The sequence below is a fragment of the Brevibacterium salitolerans genome (assembly GCF_039531405.1).
Classification (GTDB): domain Bacteria; phylum Actinomycetota; class Actinomycetes; order Actinomycetales; family Brevibacteriaceae; genus Brevibacterium; species Brevibacterium salitolerans.
In genome coordinates this window covers 105,787-123,625 of sequence record NZ_BAAAPZ010000003.1, presented here as the reverse complement: position 1 = coordinate 123,625, position 17,839 = coordinate 105,787, and the positions used below count along the sequence as shown (strand labels likewise).

Sequence of the window (17,839 nt, the reverse complement as noted above, 5' to 3'; positions counted from 1 at the left end):
CTCGGAGAGGCACTGATGACGACTTCCACGGACCACCCCACGCCATCGTTCGACTTCGTGGTCATGGCGAACCGGCTGCCGGTCGACCGCGACGACTCGCAGGACCCCCCTGCCTGGAAGACCTCCCCCGGAGGCCTCGTCACCGGGGTCGCTCCGGTGATGCAGGAGCGCACCGGTGCCTGGGTCGGATGGGCCGGCGCCGTCGATGCGGAGTTCGAGCCCTTCGACCTCGACGGGATGCATCTGGTGCCGGTGCCCCTGAGCGGCAAGGAGTTCGAGCGCTACTACGAGGGCTTCTCCAACGCCACGCTCTGGCCGCTCTACCACGACGTCATCGTCCATCCCGAGTACCACCGCACCTGGTGGGACGCCTACGTGCGCGTGAATGAGCGCTTCGCCCGCCGCGCCGCGGAGATCGCCGCCCCCGACGCCACGGTCTGGGTCCACGACTACCAGCTGCAGCTGGTGCCGCAGATGCTGCGCGATCTGCGGCCGGACCTGGCCATCGGGTTCTTCAACCACATCCCCTTCCCCGCGTGGGAGATCTTCGCCCAGCTGCCGTGGCGTGCGCAGATCACCCGCGGCATGCTCGGCGCCGATCTCATCGGCTTCCAGCGCCCGGCCGACGCCGCGAACTTCCGCCGGGCGGTGCGCATCGGCCTGGGACGCCCCACGAAGGACACCGCCATCGCCGTGCAGGACGAGTCCGGCGCCCACTCCCACACCTCGCACGCCCGCTCGTTCCCCATCTCCATCGACGCCACCTCGCTGGACGAGCTCGCGCGCAGCGAGCGGATCATCGCCCGCGCCGCGGAGATCCGCCGGGAGCTGGGCGATCCCGAGGTCCTGCTCCTGGGCGTGGACCGCCTCGACTACACCAAGGGCATCCGCCACCGGATCAAGGCGTTCGGCGAGCTCCTCGACGACGGCGCGATCAAGCCCGGCGAGGCCACGCTGGTGCAGATCGCCACTCCCAGCCGCGAACGGATCGACCAGTACCGGAAGATCCGGCACGACGTGGAGCAGTCGGTGGGACGGATCAACGGCGAGCATTCGACGCTGGACCACCAAGCCGTCCACTACTTCCACCACTCGTACCCGCGCGACGAGATGGCCGCCTACTACCTCGCCGCGGACGTCATGCTCGTCACCGCGCTGCGCGACGGGATGAACCTGGTGGCGAAGGAGTACGTCGCGTGCCGCACCGACGACGACGGCGCACTCGTGCTCAGCGAATTCACCGGCGCGGCGGAGCAGCTCACGCAGGCCGTCATGGTCAACCCCTACGACATCACCGGGCTCAAGGCCAAGATCCTCTCCGCCGTGCGCATGCCCCCGGCGGAGAGGAGCCGGCGCATGAAGGCGATGCGGCGGAAGCTCCGCACGGACGACGTGCGCACGTGGTCGCGGAACTTCCTCGGCACCCTCGACGACCTCGCGGACACGCGCCGCAGCGCCACCGTGCCCGCCCTCCAGCCGCCGGTGAGCGCCCCTGAGCGCATCGACATCTCACCGCTCACCCGGGCCAAGCAGCTGCTCGTCGCCCTCGACTTCGACGGCGTCGTCGCACCGCTGCAGGACGATCCCACGACCTCGGCACCGCTGCCGGAGTCCGCACAGGCCATCCGCCGCCTCCTCGCGCTGCCGGCCACGGACGTGGGCTACATCTCCGGCCGCAACCTGGCCGTCCTCCGCGACCTCTCCCAGGCGCCGGGCGAGGCCCTGCTGATCGGCTCGCACGGCCTGGAGACGGACTTCTCCGCGCTCAGCGACTCCTCACCCGCCGTCTTCCACGCACCGCTCACCCCGGAGGAGGAGGCGTCGCTGGCGCAGCTGGACGAGGCGCTGGAGCGCATCCGCGCGAACACCCCGGCCGGCGGCACCGGTGAGCTGCGGATCGAGCGGAAGCCGCTGGGCCGCACCGCCCACACCCGCGGGGTGAGCAGCGATCGCGCCGCGTACTTCAACGCCCAGCTCGAGGCGCTGGCCTCGCAGATGCCGCAGCTGCGCAGCATCACCGGACACGACATGGTCGAGTTCGCCGCGCGGATGGAGACCAAGGGAGACGGCCTCAACCGCATGATCGAGGCCACCGGTGCCACGGCCGTGCTGTTCATGGGCGACGACACGACGGACGAGGACGCCTTCGCCAGCCTCGCGCTGAGCCCTCTGCCCTCGCTCGCGATCAAGGTGGGCGACGCGGACACCGCCGCCCCTCTGCGCATCGCCGGGCCCGAGGCCGCGGCCGCCGTCCTCGCCCGCCTCGCCCGCGAACGGGCCGCGGCGCTGGGCAGCGCGCTGGGCGAGCTCACCCGTGAGGACAGCGCTCCGGAGTCCTGAGCCGGCCGGCTCTCCCGCATGAGGGCGCTGCGCCTCGCCGTTCCGCCGGCGGAGCGGTGCGCAGCGCCCTCCCCCGCGGCGGGTCCGCCGCTCAGCGGCGGCGAACCGGGCGGACGGAGTCGCGCAGCACGAGATCGGGCACCACGGCGTAGTTCGCGGGCTCGCCGGGATCCGCCCCGGCCTCCCGGTCCGCCACGATGCGCAGCAGCTCGGCCACGGCGGACTCCGCCAGGCTCGCCCAGTCGTACGTCACCTGCGACATGGGCGGGTCCAGCACGTCCGCGTCCGGGATGTCCCCCACGGTCAGGAGGGAGAAGTCGTCGGGCATGCGCAGGCGCGCCCGCTCCGTCGCCTCGAGGAAGCCCAGGGTGAGCGCCGGCGAGGAGCTGATCGCCGCCGTGCAGCCGCGGTCCAGCAGCTGTTCAGCGGCCTGCGCCCCTGCCAGCAGTCCGGGTCCGGCCACGGCGACCGGCGCCTCGGCCCGGGTGGCCTGGACGTGCAGGGACTGCGCGATCTCCCGGCGGAAGGCGCTGATCCGCTCATCGGCGGCGGAGTTCTTCACCGCGGCGAAACCGATCCTCCTGTGGCCCATGGCCACCAGATGCCGCACCGCCGTGGCGATGCCGCTGGAGGCGTCGAGTACGAACTGCGGCAGCCCCACGTGGCGCGCGTTGGAGATCCGCACCACGGGGATCCCGGCGTCCGCGAGGCGGACCGCCTCCTGCCCGGCGTGCGAACCGCCGAGCACCACGGCACCCGCCACACCGCGCTCCCGGAGCGGGGTCTCCAGGTCCGTCGCCCCCGCGCCCGGCAGGCCGGACGTGGAGCGCAGGGCGATGTGGCCTAAGGAGAAGATGCGCCGGTTGAGGGCGAGCATCACCGTCTCGTACGGATCGATGTCCGGGCCCACCAGCGCGTTCGAGACGACGGTGAGGAGCCGCGGGCCCAGGCGCGCGGGCGCGGGACGAGCACTCGGACGCGCCGCGGCCTGGGCGGAGCCGGACATGGCCGCCTCCGGGTGAGCTGCCTCGGGGCCGGCCGCCGGCGGGCTCGCAGCTCCCACCGCCCCGCTGCCTGGGTGCGGACCAGTGGCACCGTCCCGTGTGTGCGCGGCCTCGGGAGCCGGACCGCCGAGGACGACCTCCGGCGGCTCCATGCCCAGCGCCCGCAGCGCACCGGCCACCGCGTCGCGGGCCGCAGGTGAGGTGGAGGCCTTCCCCCGCAGCACCCGGGAGACCGTCGATTGCGAGAGACCGCTCAGCTCCGCGATCTGTGCCAGGGTGGGGCGGCCCCGCCTGGGCCCGCTCATCGCTGCACCGCCGTCGTCGAGCGCCGGGCGAGAAGCATGGGCCTGAACGTGGGCGGCACGGACGGCAGCCCCGGGCCCGGGGCTCCCAACGCGGTGCGCACGCCGGCGGTGAGCGCCTCGGCCAGGGCCTCCGTGTCGAATCCCAGCACCGTAGCCGGAGGCCGGATGTAGCGGACGGTGGGGGAATCCCCCAGTCCCACGACGGAGAGGTCGCGGGGGACGGCGAGGCCGCGGGCGGCGATCCCCTTCACCACCCCGTAGAGCTGCCTGCCCGACTGCACGATCACCGCCGTGCACGTCCGGTCCTTGAGCGTGAGCGCGGCCTCCGTCCCGCCCGAGGCGGACTTCGGCACGCGCGCGATCCAGTCCGGCAGCCGCTCGGAGAGCAGCGCCATCGGGTGCTCGCTGAGGAAGCGGTCCTGGAGCTGATCCGCGAGGGTCCCGGAATCGTTGCAGATGAGCCCGATGCGCCGGTGCCCCATCTTCGCGAGATGGTCGAAGGCCATCGACAGACCGCCGGTGAGGTCGATCCGGGCCGCGATCCGCTCGCCGCTGTGAGCCGCGTGCTCCCCACCGCCCGCCGGGCGTCCGTCCCCGCGGGGCCGGCCCTCTGCAGCCTCGGCGGCCTCGGCGAACCGGACCACCGGCAGGCGCACCCGGACCGGGGTGAAGGTGGGGGTGACGACCAGCGAGGCTCCAGCCGCGGCGACGGCCTCGACCTCGCCGAGGTCCGGGCCGATCGCGGGCGAGGCCGTGAGCATGCCCATCTGCTGCAGCGCATCGGACACCCGGCCCATCACCTCCAGCTGCCAGTGCTCGGGCAGGACCGGCACGCAGCAGGCGACGAGCGGATGCCGCACCGCCTCCAGGAGCGTGGAGCGGGCGTACCCGAGCTCCTCCATCGCCTCCCGCACGCGCCGGGCCGTGGACTGCGCCACGGGCCCGCGTGCGTTGATCACACGGGAGACGGTGGTGACGGACGTCCCCGCGCGCCGCGCGATGTCCCCCACAGTGACCGCCATGATCCACATAGTAGTGGGCGCGCCGGCAGCGAGCGCAGGGACCGCGACGCCGCGGCGCGGAGCCCGCCCGAGGCCCCGGTCGCCGCAGGATCCGCATGCGGGGGTGCGTCGCGGCGCATACGGCGGGGAGGAAAGAGGCGCGGATCCGCCATACGGACGCGAGGGCATGCCGGCGCATACGGTGGGCCAGTATGAGCGCAGACCCCTCAGGAAGGACTCCCATGACCGCGTCACCGTCATCGCTGCCCCGCATCCCCGGCCTCTTCGACCTCAGCGGGAAGACCGCCGTGGTCGTGGGCTCCGCCTCCGGCCTGGGACGGGCCACCGCCGTGGGTCTGGCGGACGCCGGAGCGCACGTGGTCTGTGCGGACCTCAACGTCGACGGGGCCCAGGAGACGGCGGAGATCATCGCCGCCCGTGCCGCCGAGGCCGCCTCCGGCGCGGGTCCAGGCGCAGGTTCCGGCGCAGGTTCCGGCGAGGCCGCGGAGCTGGACATCACCTCGACCGAGGCGGTGAACGCCCTCGCTGAGAGGTTCGCCCATGCCGAGGTCCTCGTCATGACGCCGGGACTCAACGTCCGCAAGCGCCTCACGGACACCGTCGACGCGGAGTTCGACCGGGTCATCGACATCAACCTCAAGGGCACCTACCGGCTCATGCGGGCCTTCGGCGCGGAGATGGCCGCGCGCGGCCGCGGCTCCATCGTCACATTCGCGAGCTTCCGCGCGCTCGTGATCGAACCCGGCCAGGGCATCTACGCGGCCGCCAAGGCCGGCGTGGTCCAGCTGACCAAGACGCTCGCCAGCGAGCTGGGCGGCGCCGGTGTGCGCGTGAATGCGATCCTGCCCGGCCCCTTCGAGACCCCGCTGACGGAGCAGATCAAGGCCGACGAGGAGTGGTGGAACGCCTACGCGACCAAGGGCGCGCTGGGCCGCTGGGGCTCCCTCCACGAAATCGCCGGACCGGTGCTGTTCCTGGCCTCGGAGGCCTCCAGCTACATCACCGGGCACTCCCTCCTCGTGGACGGCGGCTGGATGGCGCAGGACGGCAGGTTCACCCCGCGCGTCTGACGATCCGGGCGCACCGCTTCTGCGAGATTCGTCACAGCGAGACGGATCGGTGCGACATCCGCCGAGGCGCTGGATAGGCTCCGCGAGGGCGTGTGACCGGAGCGGGTTCCCGCCCGCGCACTGCCGTCGTCCCGGGAAGCAGCCATGCCAGAACTCACTGAGCCCGATGTCCTCCTCACCACGGTCGGACTGCTCTCGATCGCCGCGACGGTCGGCCTCCTCATCTGGGGCAAGGTCTCCCCCGTCGTCGCGATGGTGGTGGTCCCCCTCGTGGGCGCCCTCGTCACCGGCGCCTCCTTCACGGACCTGCAGGAGTGGTTCGACGGCGGCCTGGTCTCGGTCATGAGCGTCGTCGTGATGTTCATCTTCGCGATCATCTACTTCGGCATCCTCTCCGATGCGGGCCTGTTCGACCCCGTGATCCGCGGCCTCATCCTCGCCACGCGCGGCCGGGTGGTGCTCGTGACGGTGGGCACCGTGCTCATCGGCGCGATCGCGCACCTCGACGGCGCGGGTGCCACGACCTTCCTCCTCACGATCCCGGCGCTCCTGCCCCTCTACAACGCACTGGGGATGAGCCGCTACCTGCTCCTCCTGCTGCTGGCGCTGTCCGCCTCCATCATGAACATGGTCCCGTGGGGCGGCCCGCTCGCCCGCACGGCGACCACGACCGGCATCGATCCCGCGGAGCTCTACCGCGAGCTCCTCCCCGTACAGGGAGTGGCGATGGTGCTCCTCCTCTGCCTCGCAGTGCTGCTGGGCCTCAGGGAGAAGAAGAGGGTCGCCGCGCACGCGGGCGTGGCCGCCGGCAGCGGGCCGGTGGACGTCAAGCAGATCGCAGAGGACTTCACCGCGCGCCAGCTGGCCTCCCGCGAAGAGGTGCGCCGGGACATCGCCGGCGGACGGGTCGTCTACTGGGCCAATGTGGTGCTCACGGTCGCGCTGCTCACGGTCATGCTGGGCGGCTGGCTCTCACCCGCGCTCACGTTCCTCACCGGTGTCGCACTGGCCCTGCCGCTGAACTTCCGCACCGCCAAGGCACAGATGGACCGCATCAAGGTCTATGCGCCCAACGCCCTCATGATGGCCGCCGTCATCATCGCTGCCGCCGTGTTCCTGGGAGTGCTGCGCGACTCCGGCATGCTCGAGTCCATCGCACTCTCCCTCCTCGCGGTGATCCCCAGCGGGGTCGGCAGCTACCTCCACGTCATCGTGGGCTTCCTGGGCGTCCCGCTCGACATCATGACCTCGACGGATGCGTACTACTTCTCCGTCCTCCCGCTCGTGGACGCCACGGCCGGCCAGTTCGGCGTGGCGACGACCTCGACGGCGTTCGCCCTCCTGCTGGGCAACATCATCGGCACCTTCGTGAGCCCGTTCTCGCCGGCCCTGTGGCTCGCCCTGGGCCTGGCCGAGGCGAACATGGGCAAGCACCTGAAGTACTCGTTCTTCATCACGTGGGCATTCAGCATCGTCCTGCTGCTCATCGCGATCCTCATGGGCGTCGTCCAGGTGTAGCGGAGGAGGACAGCCCGCATGCCGATGGCCTGGATCCGCACGGTGCGGATCCAGGCCATCGGTCGTCGTGGAGACGAGAGGCTCGCGGGCGCTCAGACCCCGGCGCTCAGTCCTGCGCGGCCGTGAGCTCCTGCCCGGTGCCCCGGGAGCGGGCGATCTCGTAGAGGCTCACCGCCGCGGCCACCCCGGCGTTGAGGGACTCCGTGCTCGCGGCGATCGGGATGGACACGATCTGGTCGCACGCCTCGCGCGCCAGCCGCGAGAGGCCCTTGCCCTCGCTGCCCACGACCAGACACACCGGCTGGTCCGCGAGCGCCAGGCCGGGCAGGGAGACGTCGCCGCCCATGTCCAGGCCGAGGACGAACACGCCCTGCTTCTTCAGCTCCTGGAGGCTGCGCACCAGGTTGACGACCTGCGCCACCGGGATGCGTGCGGCCGCGCCCGCGGAGGTCTTCCATGCCGCTGCCGTCATCGAGGCCGAACGGCGCTCCGTGACGATCACGCCGTGACCGCCGAAGGCCGCCGTGGACCGGACGATCGCACCCAGGTTGCGCGGGTCCGTGATGCCGTCGAGCGCTACCAGGAGCGGGGTCTCGTACCTCTGGTTCGCCAGCCGCAGGAGATCGTCCGGGTGCGCGTACTCGTAGGGCGGCACCTGGAGTGCGATGCCCTGGTGGATCGCATCGTCCGTCAGCCGGTCCAGATCCTGCTTGCCGGCCTCCAGCATCGCGATGCCGCGGTCGGCGGCGAGCGCGATGGCCTCGCGCACCCGCTCGTCGGAGTCCGCGCGCGGGGAGACGTAGAGGGCCGTGGCCGGCACGCCCTCGCGCAGTGCCTCCACGACGGAGTTGCGGCCGGCCACGAGGTCCGCGCCGGCCTCCTTCTTGCGCCGCCGCGACTGCTGGCGCTGCTGCTCACGGCGCCTGTCCTCGTCGCTCTTGTACGCCTTGTGGTAGACGCGGTCCTCCGCCTTGGGGGTGGGTCCCTTGCCCTCGAGCGCCCTGCGCCCCTTGCCGCCCGAGCCCTTGGTGGGGCCCTTCTTGCCCTTGCGCACCGCGCCGCCGCGGGATGAGTTCGCCATCGTGTCTCCGTCGTGTCTAGTCCAGCCGTGCCCGGGTGCCCCGGGTCAGGCCAGGTCGAAGCGGTAGCCGTCCGGCGTGTCCTCGAGGAGGACGCCGGCGCTCCGCAGCTGGTCGCGGATCGCATCCGCGGTCTGATAGTCCCTGTTCGCCTTGGCCTCCGCCCGCCGCGCGGCGAGCAGGTCCACGAGAGCGGCGACCACGTCGCCTCCCTGCCCGGCCTCGGCCGCCGAGGCCTGCTCGTCCGCCGCCGTCCGCCCCCATGCCGGGTCGCTCGGGTTCACGCCCAGGACGTCGAGCATGAGCTCCACCTGTGCGAGCGCACGCGCCAGCCCGGAGCGGGCCTCGGCGGCGGTGAGGGTGCCGTCGGCTCCCCCGGCCCCGCCGGTCACCCGGCGCAGCAGCTTGGATCCGTCCTTCACGGTGCTGAACACGGAGGCCAGCGCCCGGGGGATGGAGAGATCCTCGTCCATCGCCGTGGCGAAGTCCTCCGGCACGTCGACCGTCCGCTCCGCGTAGCCGTGCGCCGCGACAGGCACCGGGGGCGCATCCGCGCCCAGGGCCTCCCGGGCGCGCTCCACGAAACCGGACACCCGATCATACGCCGCGCGCTGGCGCTCCACGAGCTCCGGCGAGAACTCCAGCACGGAGCGGTAGTGCGCCGTGGAGAGGAAGTAGCGCAGCACGGAGGCCGGGAACCGCTCCAGCAGCTCGTGCGCGAACACGGAGTTGCCCAGCGACTTCGACATCTTGTCCCCGCCCACGTTGAGCAGGCCGGAGTGCATCCAGATGTCCGCGAAGCCGTCACCGGCCGCGGTGGACTGGGCCAGTTCGTTCTCATGGTGGGGGAAGCGGAGGTCCAAGCCGCCGCCGTGGATGTCGAAGCGGGCACCCAGGTACTTCGTGGACATGGCGGAGCACTCGATGTGCCAGCCGGGCCGGCCCCTCCCCCAGGGCGAGGGCCAGGACGCGGTGACGGGTTCGGTCTCCTTGTGTCCCTTCCACAGGGCGAAGTCCCGGATGTCGCGCTTGCCGCGGGGATCCGCGTCCGCGGCGTCGGACATGTCGTCGATGCTCTGGTGCGTGAGCGCACCGTAGTCCGGCCACGAGCGGACGTCGAAGTACACGTCCCCGGAGCCGTCCTCGGCCGGGTATGCGTGACCGGCGGCCACGAGGCGGGCGATGAGCTCCACCATCTCCGTGATGTGGCCGGTCGCCCGCGGCTCATAGGTGGGCGGCAGGACGTTCATGGCGCTGTAGGCCGCGGTGAAGACCTGCTCGTAGTGATAGGCGTGCGCCCACCACTCGCGACCCTCCTCCACGGACTTGGAGAGGATCTTGTCGTCGATGTCCGTGACGTTGCGGACCAGGGTGACGCGGTACCCGCGATAGGTCAGCCACCGGCGCAACTGGTCGAAGACCACCGCCGAACGCATGTGGCCGATGTGCGGCGCACCCTGCACAGTGGCACCACAGACGTAGATCCCCACCTGGCCGTCGATGACGGGAGTCAGGGGAACGAGGTCGCGGGCAGCCGTGGAGTGCAGTCGAATGGTCACAGGCCCGAGTCTATCGGTGCGCGGACGGCGGCGCGGTGCGCCGGCGCGGGCGAGCTGTGCTCTCCCCACCACAGATCCGTCCGCCCACCACAGACTGCACACAGGCATTTCCCAGCAGACGTGAACTGTGACACAGTAATGGGAACGTCTCACGTACACTCGTGACCCGCTCCTCCGAGCTCGGCGCGGAAGGAACACAGAACATACGCACGCCGCCCGCTGCCAGGCGTCACCGGAGTTCTCCGCCCCTCCGGCGGGGAAGCGTCCGCGGCACCGCATCGGACGGCCCTGACGACAAGGCAGGCACGCCCACATGTCCATGAGAGCACCCACGGCTGGGAGCGGCACCCGCGAGGTCTTCGCCACGCGGGGCGCCTTCATCTTCGCCGCGATCGGCTCCGCCATCGGCCTGGGGAACATCTGGCGGTTCCCCTACGTGGCCTACGAATCCGGTGGCGGCGCGTTCATCATCCCCTATCTGGTCGCGCTGCTGACCGCCGGCATCCCGATCCTCTTCTTCGACTACGCGCTGGGGCACCGCTCGCGCGGTTCCGCTCCCCTGTCCTTCAAGGCGATCCACAGGCGCGCGGAGCCCATCGGCTGGTTCCAGACCGGCGTCGCCACCATGATCGGCATCTACTACGCCGCCATCATCGGCTGGTCCGCCATGTACGCGTGGTTCTCCGTCACCCACGCCTGGGGCGACGACGCGGACAGCTTCTTCTTCGGCTCCTTCCTCCAGGTGCCGGACCTCGAATCGGGCGCCTCCGCGTTCGGCTTCGACTTCGTGCCCGCCGTCCTCATCCCGCTCGTCCTCGTCTGGGTGGTCATCCTGGCCATCCTGCTCGGCGGCGTGCAGAAGGGCATCGCCGGCATCAACAAGATCTTCGTGCCGCTGCTGGTGATCCTCTTCGCCATCATGGTGGTGCGCGCACTGTTCCTGCCCGGCGCGCTCACGGGCCTGGACGCGCTGTTCACACCGGACTTCGCCGCTCTGGCGGATCCGCAGGTGTGGATCGCGGCCTACGGGCAGATCTTCTTCTCCCTGTCCGTGGCCTTCGGCATCATGATCACCTACGCCTCCTACCTCAAGCGCCGGACCAACCTCACCGGCTCCGGCATGGTGGTCGCCTTCTCCAACTCGGGCTTCGAGATCCTCGCGGGCATCGGCGTCTTCGCCGCACTGGGCTTCATGGCCAACGCGGCGGGCAGCGGGGTGGACGAGGTCGCCTCCAGCGGCATCGGCCTGGCGTTCGTGGCGTTCCCCACGCTCATCTCGCAGATGCCCGGCGGCGCGCTGTTCGGCATCCTGTTCTTCGGCAGCCTGTTCGTGGCCGGCGTGACCTCGCTGATCTCCATCGTCCAGGTGCCGGTGGCGGCGATCAGCGACAAGTTCAACATCAGCAACCGCGCCTCCGTGCTCCTCGTGGGCGGCATCATGGCAGTGGTCTCCATCCTCACGATGGGCACCGCGACCGGCATGTACGTGCTCGACACCATCGACGCCTTCGCCAACAACATCGGCATCGTCGGCGCCGCCGTGGTCGCGCTCATCGTCCTCGTCTGGCTCCTGCGGAAGCTGCCGGTCCTGAAGGCGCACCTGAATGCGGTCTCCAGCTTCAAGCTGGGCGGCTACTGGACCGTCACGCTGGGCGTCATCACCCCGGTCGTGCTGATCTACATGCTGGTCTCGCAGATCATCGAGTATGCGGTCAACGGCTACGAGGGCTACCCCACGGCGTTCCTCGGCGTGTTCGGCTGGGGCATGATCGGCCTCCTCGTCGTCCTCAGCTTCGTCCTCACCGCGATCCGCTGGCCCAGGGCCACGGAGGAGCGGCTGCAGAAGACGCTCGAGGAGAACGACGACCTGGAGCAGAACCCCTCCACCTTCGGAACGGAGAAGTGACATGAGCACAGGCGCGATCATCATGCTGGTCATCGCGATGGCCACGGTCTGGGGCGGCCTCGGCGTCGCCATCGCCCATCTGCGCAACCACCCGGACGCGGCGCAGACCGACTGAGCCCGCGCGGCATCCGCCCGTTCCCGAGGCCCCGGCCGGCAGACCTCCGCGGTCGCCGGTCCGGGGCCTCGGGCGCGTGCGGAGGGCACCTCCGCTCTCCCCGCTCACGGCCGGGGCCGGGGCCGGGGCCGGAAGCATCCTCCGGCGCGGACGCGGCCGCTCGGGGCCTCACTCCCGGCGCTCGGGACACGTGCGGAATCCGCCCCGCGGACGCGGCTGTTCTGTGTCCGTCGCCGTCGTTAGAGTGGGGCCCGACACACCCCCGACGTCCCGCACTCCCGCGCGCGATGCAGCGCACCCAGGTGCTTCCTCACGCCCCGCCGGGAGCTGCGGACCCCGAGCTGCACAAGAACCCCACAGCGCACAAGAAGGAGTGACATGCCGTCAACCGTCAAGGGAGTCATCTCCCGCTCCCAGGGAGCTCCGGTGGAACTCGTGGACATCGTCATCCCGGATCCGGGCCCGGGCGAGGTCGTCGTGGACGTGAAGTCCTGCGGCGTCTGCCACACGGACTTCCACTACCGCGAGGGCGGGATCAGCGACGAGTACCCGTTCCTGCTGGGCCATGAGTCCGCCGGCGTCGTCTCGCAGGTGGGCGAGGGCGTCACGCACGTGGAGGTGGGCGACTTCGTCATCCTCAACTGGCGTGCGATCTGCGGCGAGTGCCGCGCCTGCAGGCGCGGCGAGCCCTGGTACTGCTTCGCCACCCACAACGCCGCACAGAAGATGACGCTGGCCGAGGACGGCACGGAGCTCACCGCCGCGCTGGGCATCGGCTCCTTCGCGGAGAAGACCCTGGTCGCCGAGGGCCAGTGCACCAAGGTGCCGGAGTCCGATCCCGCCGTCGTGGGTCTGCTGGGCTGCGGCGTCATGGCCGGGATCGGCGCCGCCGTCAACACCGGCGGCGTCACCCGCGGGCAGTCCATCGCCGTGATCGGCGTGGGCGGCGTGGGCATGGGCTCCGTGGTGGGCGCGCGCCTGGCCGGTGCGAGCCGGATCATCGCGATCGACCGCGACGACGCCAAGCTGGAGTGGGCCAAGGAGCGCGGCGCCACGCACACCATCAACTCCGCGGACCTCGACGAGGACGGCGTGGTCGCCGCGGTCCAGGAGCTCACCGGCGGATTCGGCGCGGACGTCGTGGTGGACGCGGTGGGCCGCCCGGAGACGTGGCGTCAGGCCTTCTACTCCCGGGACCTCGCCGGCACCGTGGTGCTGGTGGGAGTCCCCACCCCGGAGATGGAGCTCAGCGTGCCGCTGCTCGACGTGTTCGGCCGCGGCGGCAGCCTCAAGTCCTCCTGGTACGGCGACTGTCTGCCGGAACGGGACTTCCCCATGCTCGTGGACCTCTACGAGCAGGGCCGCCTGCCGCTGGACAGCTTCGTCTCCGAGCGCATCGGGATCGAGGACGTCGAGGAGGCCTTCGCGAAGATGGGCCGCGGCGAGGTCCTGCGCTCCGTGGTGGAGATCCGATGAGCGCGCGCATCGAACGCCTCGTCACCTCCGGCACCTTCTCCCTGGACGGCGGCACGTGGGAGGTGGACAACAACGTGTGGATCGTCGGTGACGACTCCTCCGTCATCGTCGTCGACCCGGCCCATGACCCCGCCGCCATCGCACAGGCGGTGGGCAGCCGGACGGTGGAGGCCATCCTCCTCACCCACGGCCACGACGACCACGTGCGCTTCGCACTCGAGGCCAAGGCCGCACTGGGCGATCCGCCCGTGCACCTCAACCCCGAGGACCGGGTGCTGTGGGACATGGTCCACGGGACGGCACCCGATGCGGAGGTGTCCGAGGGCCAGGAGTTCTCCGTGGGCGGAGTGCGCCTCACGGCCCTCCACACGCCCGGCCACTCCCCCGGCTCCACGTGCTTCTCCGTGAGCGCTCCGGTGGAGCTGCCCGCGGACGTGCTCCCGGCCGGTGCCGTGAACCCCGCACCCGTGCTGCTCTCCGGCGACACGCTGTTCCAGGGCGGCCCGGGCGCCACGGGACGGTCGTACTCGAGCTTCGACACGATCATCGAGTCGATCTCGCAGCGGCTGTTCACGCTCCCGGAGGTCACCGTCGTCCTCACCGGTCACGGGGACGCGACGACGATCGGAGCCGAGAAGCCGCATCTGCAGGAGTGGGTGGACCGCGGACACTGAGCCTCCGCACGCGCCGTGCTGCTGCATGCGCCGCGCCGTGCGGGTGCACGGCGAGGCAACCCGCTTACGCACTCAGCCGCCCACTCACAGGTGGGCGGCTGAGCCGTTTCACGGGGTGGCCTCCGGGGAGCACCCGCATACCCACCCCGCCACCCCACGTATACGTGGGTGGCCGGATGGATTCGCGGGGTGACGTCAACGCCGCACCCGCGGTGCCCGCACTGCACCCCGGAGCGCACCGTCGCGTACCCGCGCCCCGGAGCGCAGCGTCGCGTACCCGCGCCCCGGAGCGCAGCGTCGTGCCCTAGAGTGCACCTGTGACTGCGCAGAATCCTGAGACCGGCCTCCGCGCCGGGATGAAGCCTCGGCATCTCGTGATGATGAGCCTGGGTTCGGCGATCGGCGCGGGGCTGTTCGTGGGCTCCGGGGCGGGCGTGGCCGCCGCCGGGCCCGCCGTCCTCGTCTCCTACGCGCTCGCCGGCCTCATCGTCATCGCGGTGATGCGGATGCTCGGAGAGATGGTCGCCGCGGACCCCCACCCCGGCGCCTTCTCCTACTACGCGGGCAAGGCGATGGGGCCGTCCGTCGCATTCGCGGTGGGCTGGCTCTGGTGGGGCACGCTGTGCCTCGTGGTCGCCGCGGAGGCCACCGCCGCCGCCCAGATCATGGCCGGCCTCGTCCCCCTCTTCCCGCAGTGGGTCTACGCCGCGGCGTTCATGGTGCTCTTCACGTGGATCAACCTGTGGGGTGTGCGGAACTTCGGCGAGTTCGAGTTCTGGTTCGCGTTCCTCAAGGTGGCCTTCGTCGTGGTGTTCCTGGTGGTGGGGGTGCTCTTCCTGCTGAATCTCACCCCGGCACCCAGCCCGGGCCTCGGCGTGATCGGGGACTCGGGGTTCGCACCCACGGGCCTCAGCGGGATCGCGGCGGGCCTGCTGGTCGTGGTCTTCTCCTTCGGCGGGACGGAGATCGTCGCAGTCGCCGCGGCGGAGACCGCCGAACCGCAGAAGTCCATCGCCCGGGCCACCCGCACCATCATCTGGCGGATCCTGTTCTTCTACATGGGCTCCGTGGCCATCATGGTCCTCGTGCTGCCGTGGGACGATCCCCAGCTGCTCGCCAGCCCCTTCGTCGCGGTGCTGAACACCGCGGGCCTGCCTCTGCTGGGAGCCGTGCTGGGACTCGTGATCGTCGCCGCGCTGCTGTCCTCCCTCAACGCCAACGTCTACGGCTCCTCCCGCATGTTCTACTCGCTGGCACGCACCGGCATGGCCCCGCGCAGGCTCGCCACCGTCAGCGGCACGGGTGTGCCGGTCCCGGGGGTGCTCGCCTCCTCCGCATTCGGCTTCGCCGCGGTGGCGCTCAACTACTTCTGGGCGGAGTCCGCGCTGGGGACGCTTCTCAACATCACCGGCGCGACCCTCCTCATCACGTGGACCTCAGCGATCGTCTCCCACATCCTCCTGCGGCGCCGTGCAGAGGCGGAGGGCAGAGAGCTGCCCCTGCGCATGTGGGGCTTCCCGCACCTGTCGTGGCTGACGCTGGCGGGAGTGGCCTGCATCGTCCTGCTGGGCATGACGGAGCCCGATGTGCGCTTCCAGCTGCTGGGCACCTTCGCCGTCACCGCCGCGCTGTGGGGACTGGGCGTGTACGTGACGCGCCGGAACACTCACGCGGCCCAGTCCTGAGCCTCCGTGCGCACGCCGGGCGTGCGCGCTCCAGTCGCACGCGTTCCGGCCACGGTCACGAAAACTCCGCTTCGGCACGCAATTGCGCGGCGGGCCTGCGCTTTCGTGCACGCAGGAGCCAGCCGTGCGCGCCCCCGCCGCGCACTCCGGCCTGGGCGGGGGTCAGCGCACCGGCACCACGAGCGCGGTGGCGATCGCTGCGGCACCCTCACCCCGGCCCGTGAGCCCCAGGCCGTCCGTGGTGGTCCCGGAGACGGAGACGGGTGCGCCCACGGCTTCACTGAGCACGCGCTGCGCCTCCTCCCGCCGCGCGCCGATCCGCGGGCGCACGCACACCGCCTGCACGGAGACGTTGCCCACGGCGAAGCCGGCCTCCCGCACCAGCCGGGCCGCCTCTGCGAGCAGCTCCGCCCCCGAGGTCCCGGCCAGCTCCTGCCTGTCTGTACCGAAGTGCGCGCCCAGGTCGCCGATGCCTGCGGCCGCGAACAGTGCGTCACAGCAGGCGTGGGCCACGACATCGGAATCCGAATGCCCCTCCAGCCCGGTCTGCCCCTCCCAGAGGAGGCCGGCGATCCACAGCGGACGCTGCGGGTCCGCGGAATAGGCGTGCACATCCACGCCGGTGCCCACGCGGGGCAGGGCCGGAAGGGTCATGACGGGTTCTCCTCGGATAGGGGGTTCTGCATGGGAAGAGGCACCTGGGCGCTCTGCGGGGACGGGTGCGGGTCAGGCGGCGGCGTCTCCGCAGAGAACAGCTGCGGGTCCTCCAGCAGCAGTGCCGCAATGCGGAGGTCGAGCGGGTAGGTGATCTTCAGAGCCGATTCGTCCCCGGGCACCCCCACCACCTGCGCGCCGAGGCGCGCCGCGAGCCCGGCGTCGTCCGTGGCCGCAGGATCAGGGTCCTCATGGTGAAGGGCATGTGCGCGGAACAGCACCTCCCGCGAGAAGCCCTGCGGGGTCTGCACCCTGCGCAGGGCGGAGCGGTCGAGACTCCCCGCAAGAAGCTCGCCGCCGGCAGAGGTGGGAGTGCCGAGGCCTGCCTCGACCGTGCGGACGGTGTCCGTCACCGGGAGCACGGGGACCACCGCCTCCGCACCGGCGCGCAGGGCCCTGAGGACGCGGAGGTGCACGGCAGGAGGGGTGAGGCACCGCGCTGCGTCGTGCACCAGGACGTGCTCGGCGGAGGGCACGGCTGCGAGTGCGGCGGCCACGGAACCCGCCCGGTCGTCCGCACCGGGCACCACCTCCACGGCGCACGGATGCTCACCCACGGCCTCGGCGGCAATGCGTGCGGCCTCTCCGATCAGCGCGTCCGGGGCGGCGATGACGACGGCGTCCACCGCCCCGGTCCGCACCGCACCGCGGAGAGCATGCCAGAGCAGCGGCCGGCCGGCGAGGGGCACGAACGCCTTGGGCCTGGCGGCACCCAGCCGGGTGCCGGAACCGGCGGCGGGGACGAGGAGTGCGGTGCGCATGTGACGATCCTAGGCACTGCGGCGTCGCAGGCCGGAATGCGCACCCCGCGGCCGCAGGAGCCCGAATGGGAGAAGCGGCCGATCACCCGTGGTGATCGGCCGCTCTCAGCGTTCTGCGGCGGAGGGGCTCAGGAGGCGAGGACCTCGTCGAGGAGTGCCTCTGCCTCGTCCTCTTCCTTCTTCTCCGCCAGGGCCAGCTCCGAGACGAGCACCTGACGTGCCTTGGAGAGCATGCGCTTCTCACCGGTGGAGAGACCGCGGTCCTGCTCGCGGCGCCAGAGGTCGCGCACCACCTCGGCGACCTTGATGACGTCGCCGGACTGGAACTTCTCCAGGTTGGCCTTGTAGCGGCGGGACCAGTTGGTGGGTTCCTCCGTCACCTCCGCACGGAGCACCTGGAAGACCTTCTCGAGGCCCTCCTCGCCCACGACATCGCGCACGCCCACGAGGTCGCAGTTGTCTGCGGGGACCTCGATCACGAGATCGCCGTGCGAAACCTGCAGTTTCAGATAGAGCTTTTCCTCGCCTTTGATCGTCCGAGTCTTGATCTCCTGAACGGTAGCCGCGCCGTGATGCGGATAGACGACGGTGTCGCCGACCTGAAATGCCAT

At 71.2% G+C, this 17,839-nt stretch carries 15 protein-coding genes; 8 read left to right on the top strand and 7 right to left on the bottom strand.

The window, feature by feature from the left end:
• Positions 1-15: 15 nt before the first annotated feature.
• Entirely contained in the window at positions 16-2,340 is a 2,325-nt protein-coding gene (locus tag ABD240_RS05220; protein WP_291798455.1) for a trehalose-6-phosphate synthase, read from the top strand.
• Positions 2,341-2,431: 91 nt separating this feature from the next.
• Here the strand turns inward: ABD240_RS05220 and ABD240_RS05215 are convergent, their stop codons facing one another.
• Together ABD240_RS05215 and ABD240_RS05210 are read right to left on the bottom strand one after the other, a co-directional pair.
• The gene (locus tag ABD240_RS05215; protein ID WP_291798458.1) at positions 2,432-3,649 is read right to left on the bottom strand and encodes a LacI family DNA-binding transcriptional regulator; all 1,218 of its coding nucleotides are present in this window, start codon (positions 3,647-3,649) and stop codon (positions 2,432-2,434) included.
• Complete coding sequence (locus ABD240_RS05210) at positions 3,646-4,671, bottom strand: LacI family DNA-binding transcriptional regulator (protein ID WP_344335852.1); 1,026 nt, start codon at positions 4,669-4,671, stop codon at positions 3,646-3,648. The genes ABD240_RS05215 and ABD240_RS05210 overlap by 4 nt, the downstream gene beginning before the upstream one ends.
• A gap of 221 nt (positions 4,672-4,892) precedes the next feature.
• Here ABD240_RS05210 and ABD240_RS05205 point away from each other — a divergent pair, with 221 nt between their 5' ends.
• Entirely contained in the window at positions 4,893-5,741 is an 849-nt protein-coding gene (locus ABD240_RS05205) for an SDR family NAD(P)-dependent oxidoreductase (protein ID WP_291798465.1), read from the top strand.
• A 144-nt stretch (positions 5,742-5,885) separates the two neighbouring features.
• Positions 5,886-7,259 (top strand): citrate:proton symporter, encoded by a 1,374-nt coding sequence (locus ABD240_RS05200; protein ID WP_291798468.1) that lies wholly within the window; start codon positions 5,886-5,888, stop codon positions 7,257-7,259.
• Positions 7,260-7,365: 106 nt separating this feature from the next.
• Here ABD240_RS05200 and rlmB read toward each other — a convergent pair whose 3' ends face one another.
• Both rlmB and cysS read right to left on the bottom strand, forming a co-directional pair.
• The gene (gene rlmB, locus ABD240_RS05195) at positions 7,366-8,340 is read right to left on the bottom strand and encodes a 23S rRNA (guanosine(2251)-2'-O)-methyltransferase RlmB (RefSeq protein ID WP_344335847.1); all 975 of its coding nucleotides are present in this window, start codon (positions 8,338-8,340) and stop codon (positions 7,366-7,368) included.
• A gap of 45 nt (positions 8,341-8,385) precedes the next feature.
• Positions 8,386-9,897 (bottom strand): cysteine--tRNA ligase, encoded by a 1,512-nt coding sequence (gene cysS / locus ABD240_RS05190; RefSeq protein ID WP_344335844.1) that lies wholly within the window; start codon positions 9,895-9,897, stop codon positions 8,386-8,388.
• Between the two features lie 313 nt (positions 9,898-10,210).
• Here cysS and ABD240_RS05185 point away from each other — a divergent pair, with 313 nt between their 5' ends.
• The 5 genes from ABD240_RS05185 to ABD240_RS05165 all read left to right on the top strand — a co-directional run bounded on the left by ABD240_RS05185 (position 10,211) and on the right by ABD240_RS05165 (position 15,753).
• Positions 10,211-11,803, top strand: coding sequence for a sodium-dependent transporter (locus tag ABD240_RS05185; protein WP_425546996.1), 1,593 nt, complete (start codon positions 10,211-10,213; stop codon positions 11,801-11,803).
• 1 nt (position 11,804) lies between these two features.
• Positions 11,805-11,918 (top strand): methionine/alanine import family NSS transporter small subunit, encoded by a 114-nt coding sequence (locus ABD240_RS05180; protein WP_291798480.1) that lies wholly within the window; start codon positions 11,805-11,807, stop codon positions 11,916-11,918.
• Positions 11,919-12,296: 378 nt separating this feature from the next.
• A complete protein-coding gene (locus tag ABD240_RS05175; RefSeq protein WP_291798483.1) occupies positions 12,297-13,394 on the top strand; it encodes an S-(hydroxymethyl)mycothiol dehydrogenase in 1,098 nt (365 codons plus the stop codon).
• Complete coding sequence (locus ABD240_RS05170) at positions 13,391-14,068, top strand: MBL fold metallo-hydrolase (RefSeq protein WP_291798485.1); 678 nt, start codon at positions 13,391-13,393, stop codon at positions 14,066-14,068. Before ABD240_RS05175 ends, ABD240_RS05170 begins: the two co-directional genes overlap by 4 nt.
• Positions 14,069-14,385: 317 nt before the next feature.
• Entirely contained in the window at positions 14,386-15,753 is a 1,368-nt protein-coding gene (locus ABD240_RS05165; protein WP_291798488.1) for an amino acid permease, read from the top strand.
• 162 nt (positions 15,754-15,915) lie between these two features.
• On the opposite strand, the gene ispF is transcribed toward ABD240_RS05165, so the two are convergent.
• The 3 genes from ispF to ABD240_RS05150 form a co-directional block, all read right to left on the bottom strand.
• Entirely contained in the window at positions 15,916-16,407 is a 492-nt protein-coding gene (ispF, locus tag ABD240_RS05160; protein ID WP_291798491.1) for a 2-C-methyl-D-erythritol 2,4-cyclodiphosphate synthase, read from the bottom strand.
• Positions 16,404-17,228 (bottom strand): 2-C-methyl-D-erythritol 4-phosphate cytidylyltransferase, encoded by an 825-nt coding sequence (gene ispD / locus ABD240_RS05155; RefSeq protein WP_344335835.1) that lies wholly within the window; start codon positions 17,226-17,228, stop codon positions 16,404-16,406. Before ispD ends, ispF begins: the two co-directional genes overlap by 4 nt.
• 128 nt (positions 17,229-17,356) lie before the next feature.
• Positions 17,357-17,839 carry a CarD family transcriptional regulator gene (locus ABD240_RS05150; protein ID WP_291798498.1) on the bottom strand — a complete coding sequence of 161 codons (483 nt, stop codon included), beginning with the start codon at positions 17,837-17,839 and terminating at the stop codon, positions 17,357-17,359.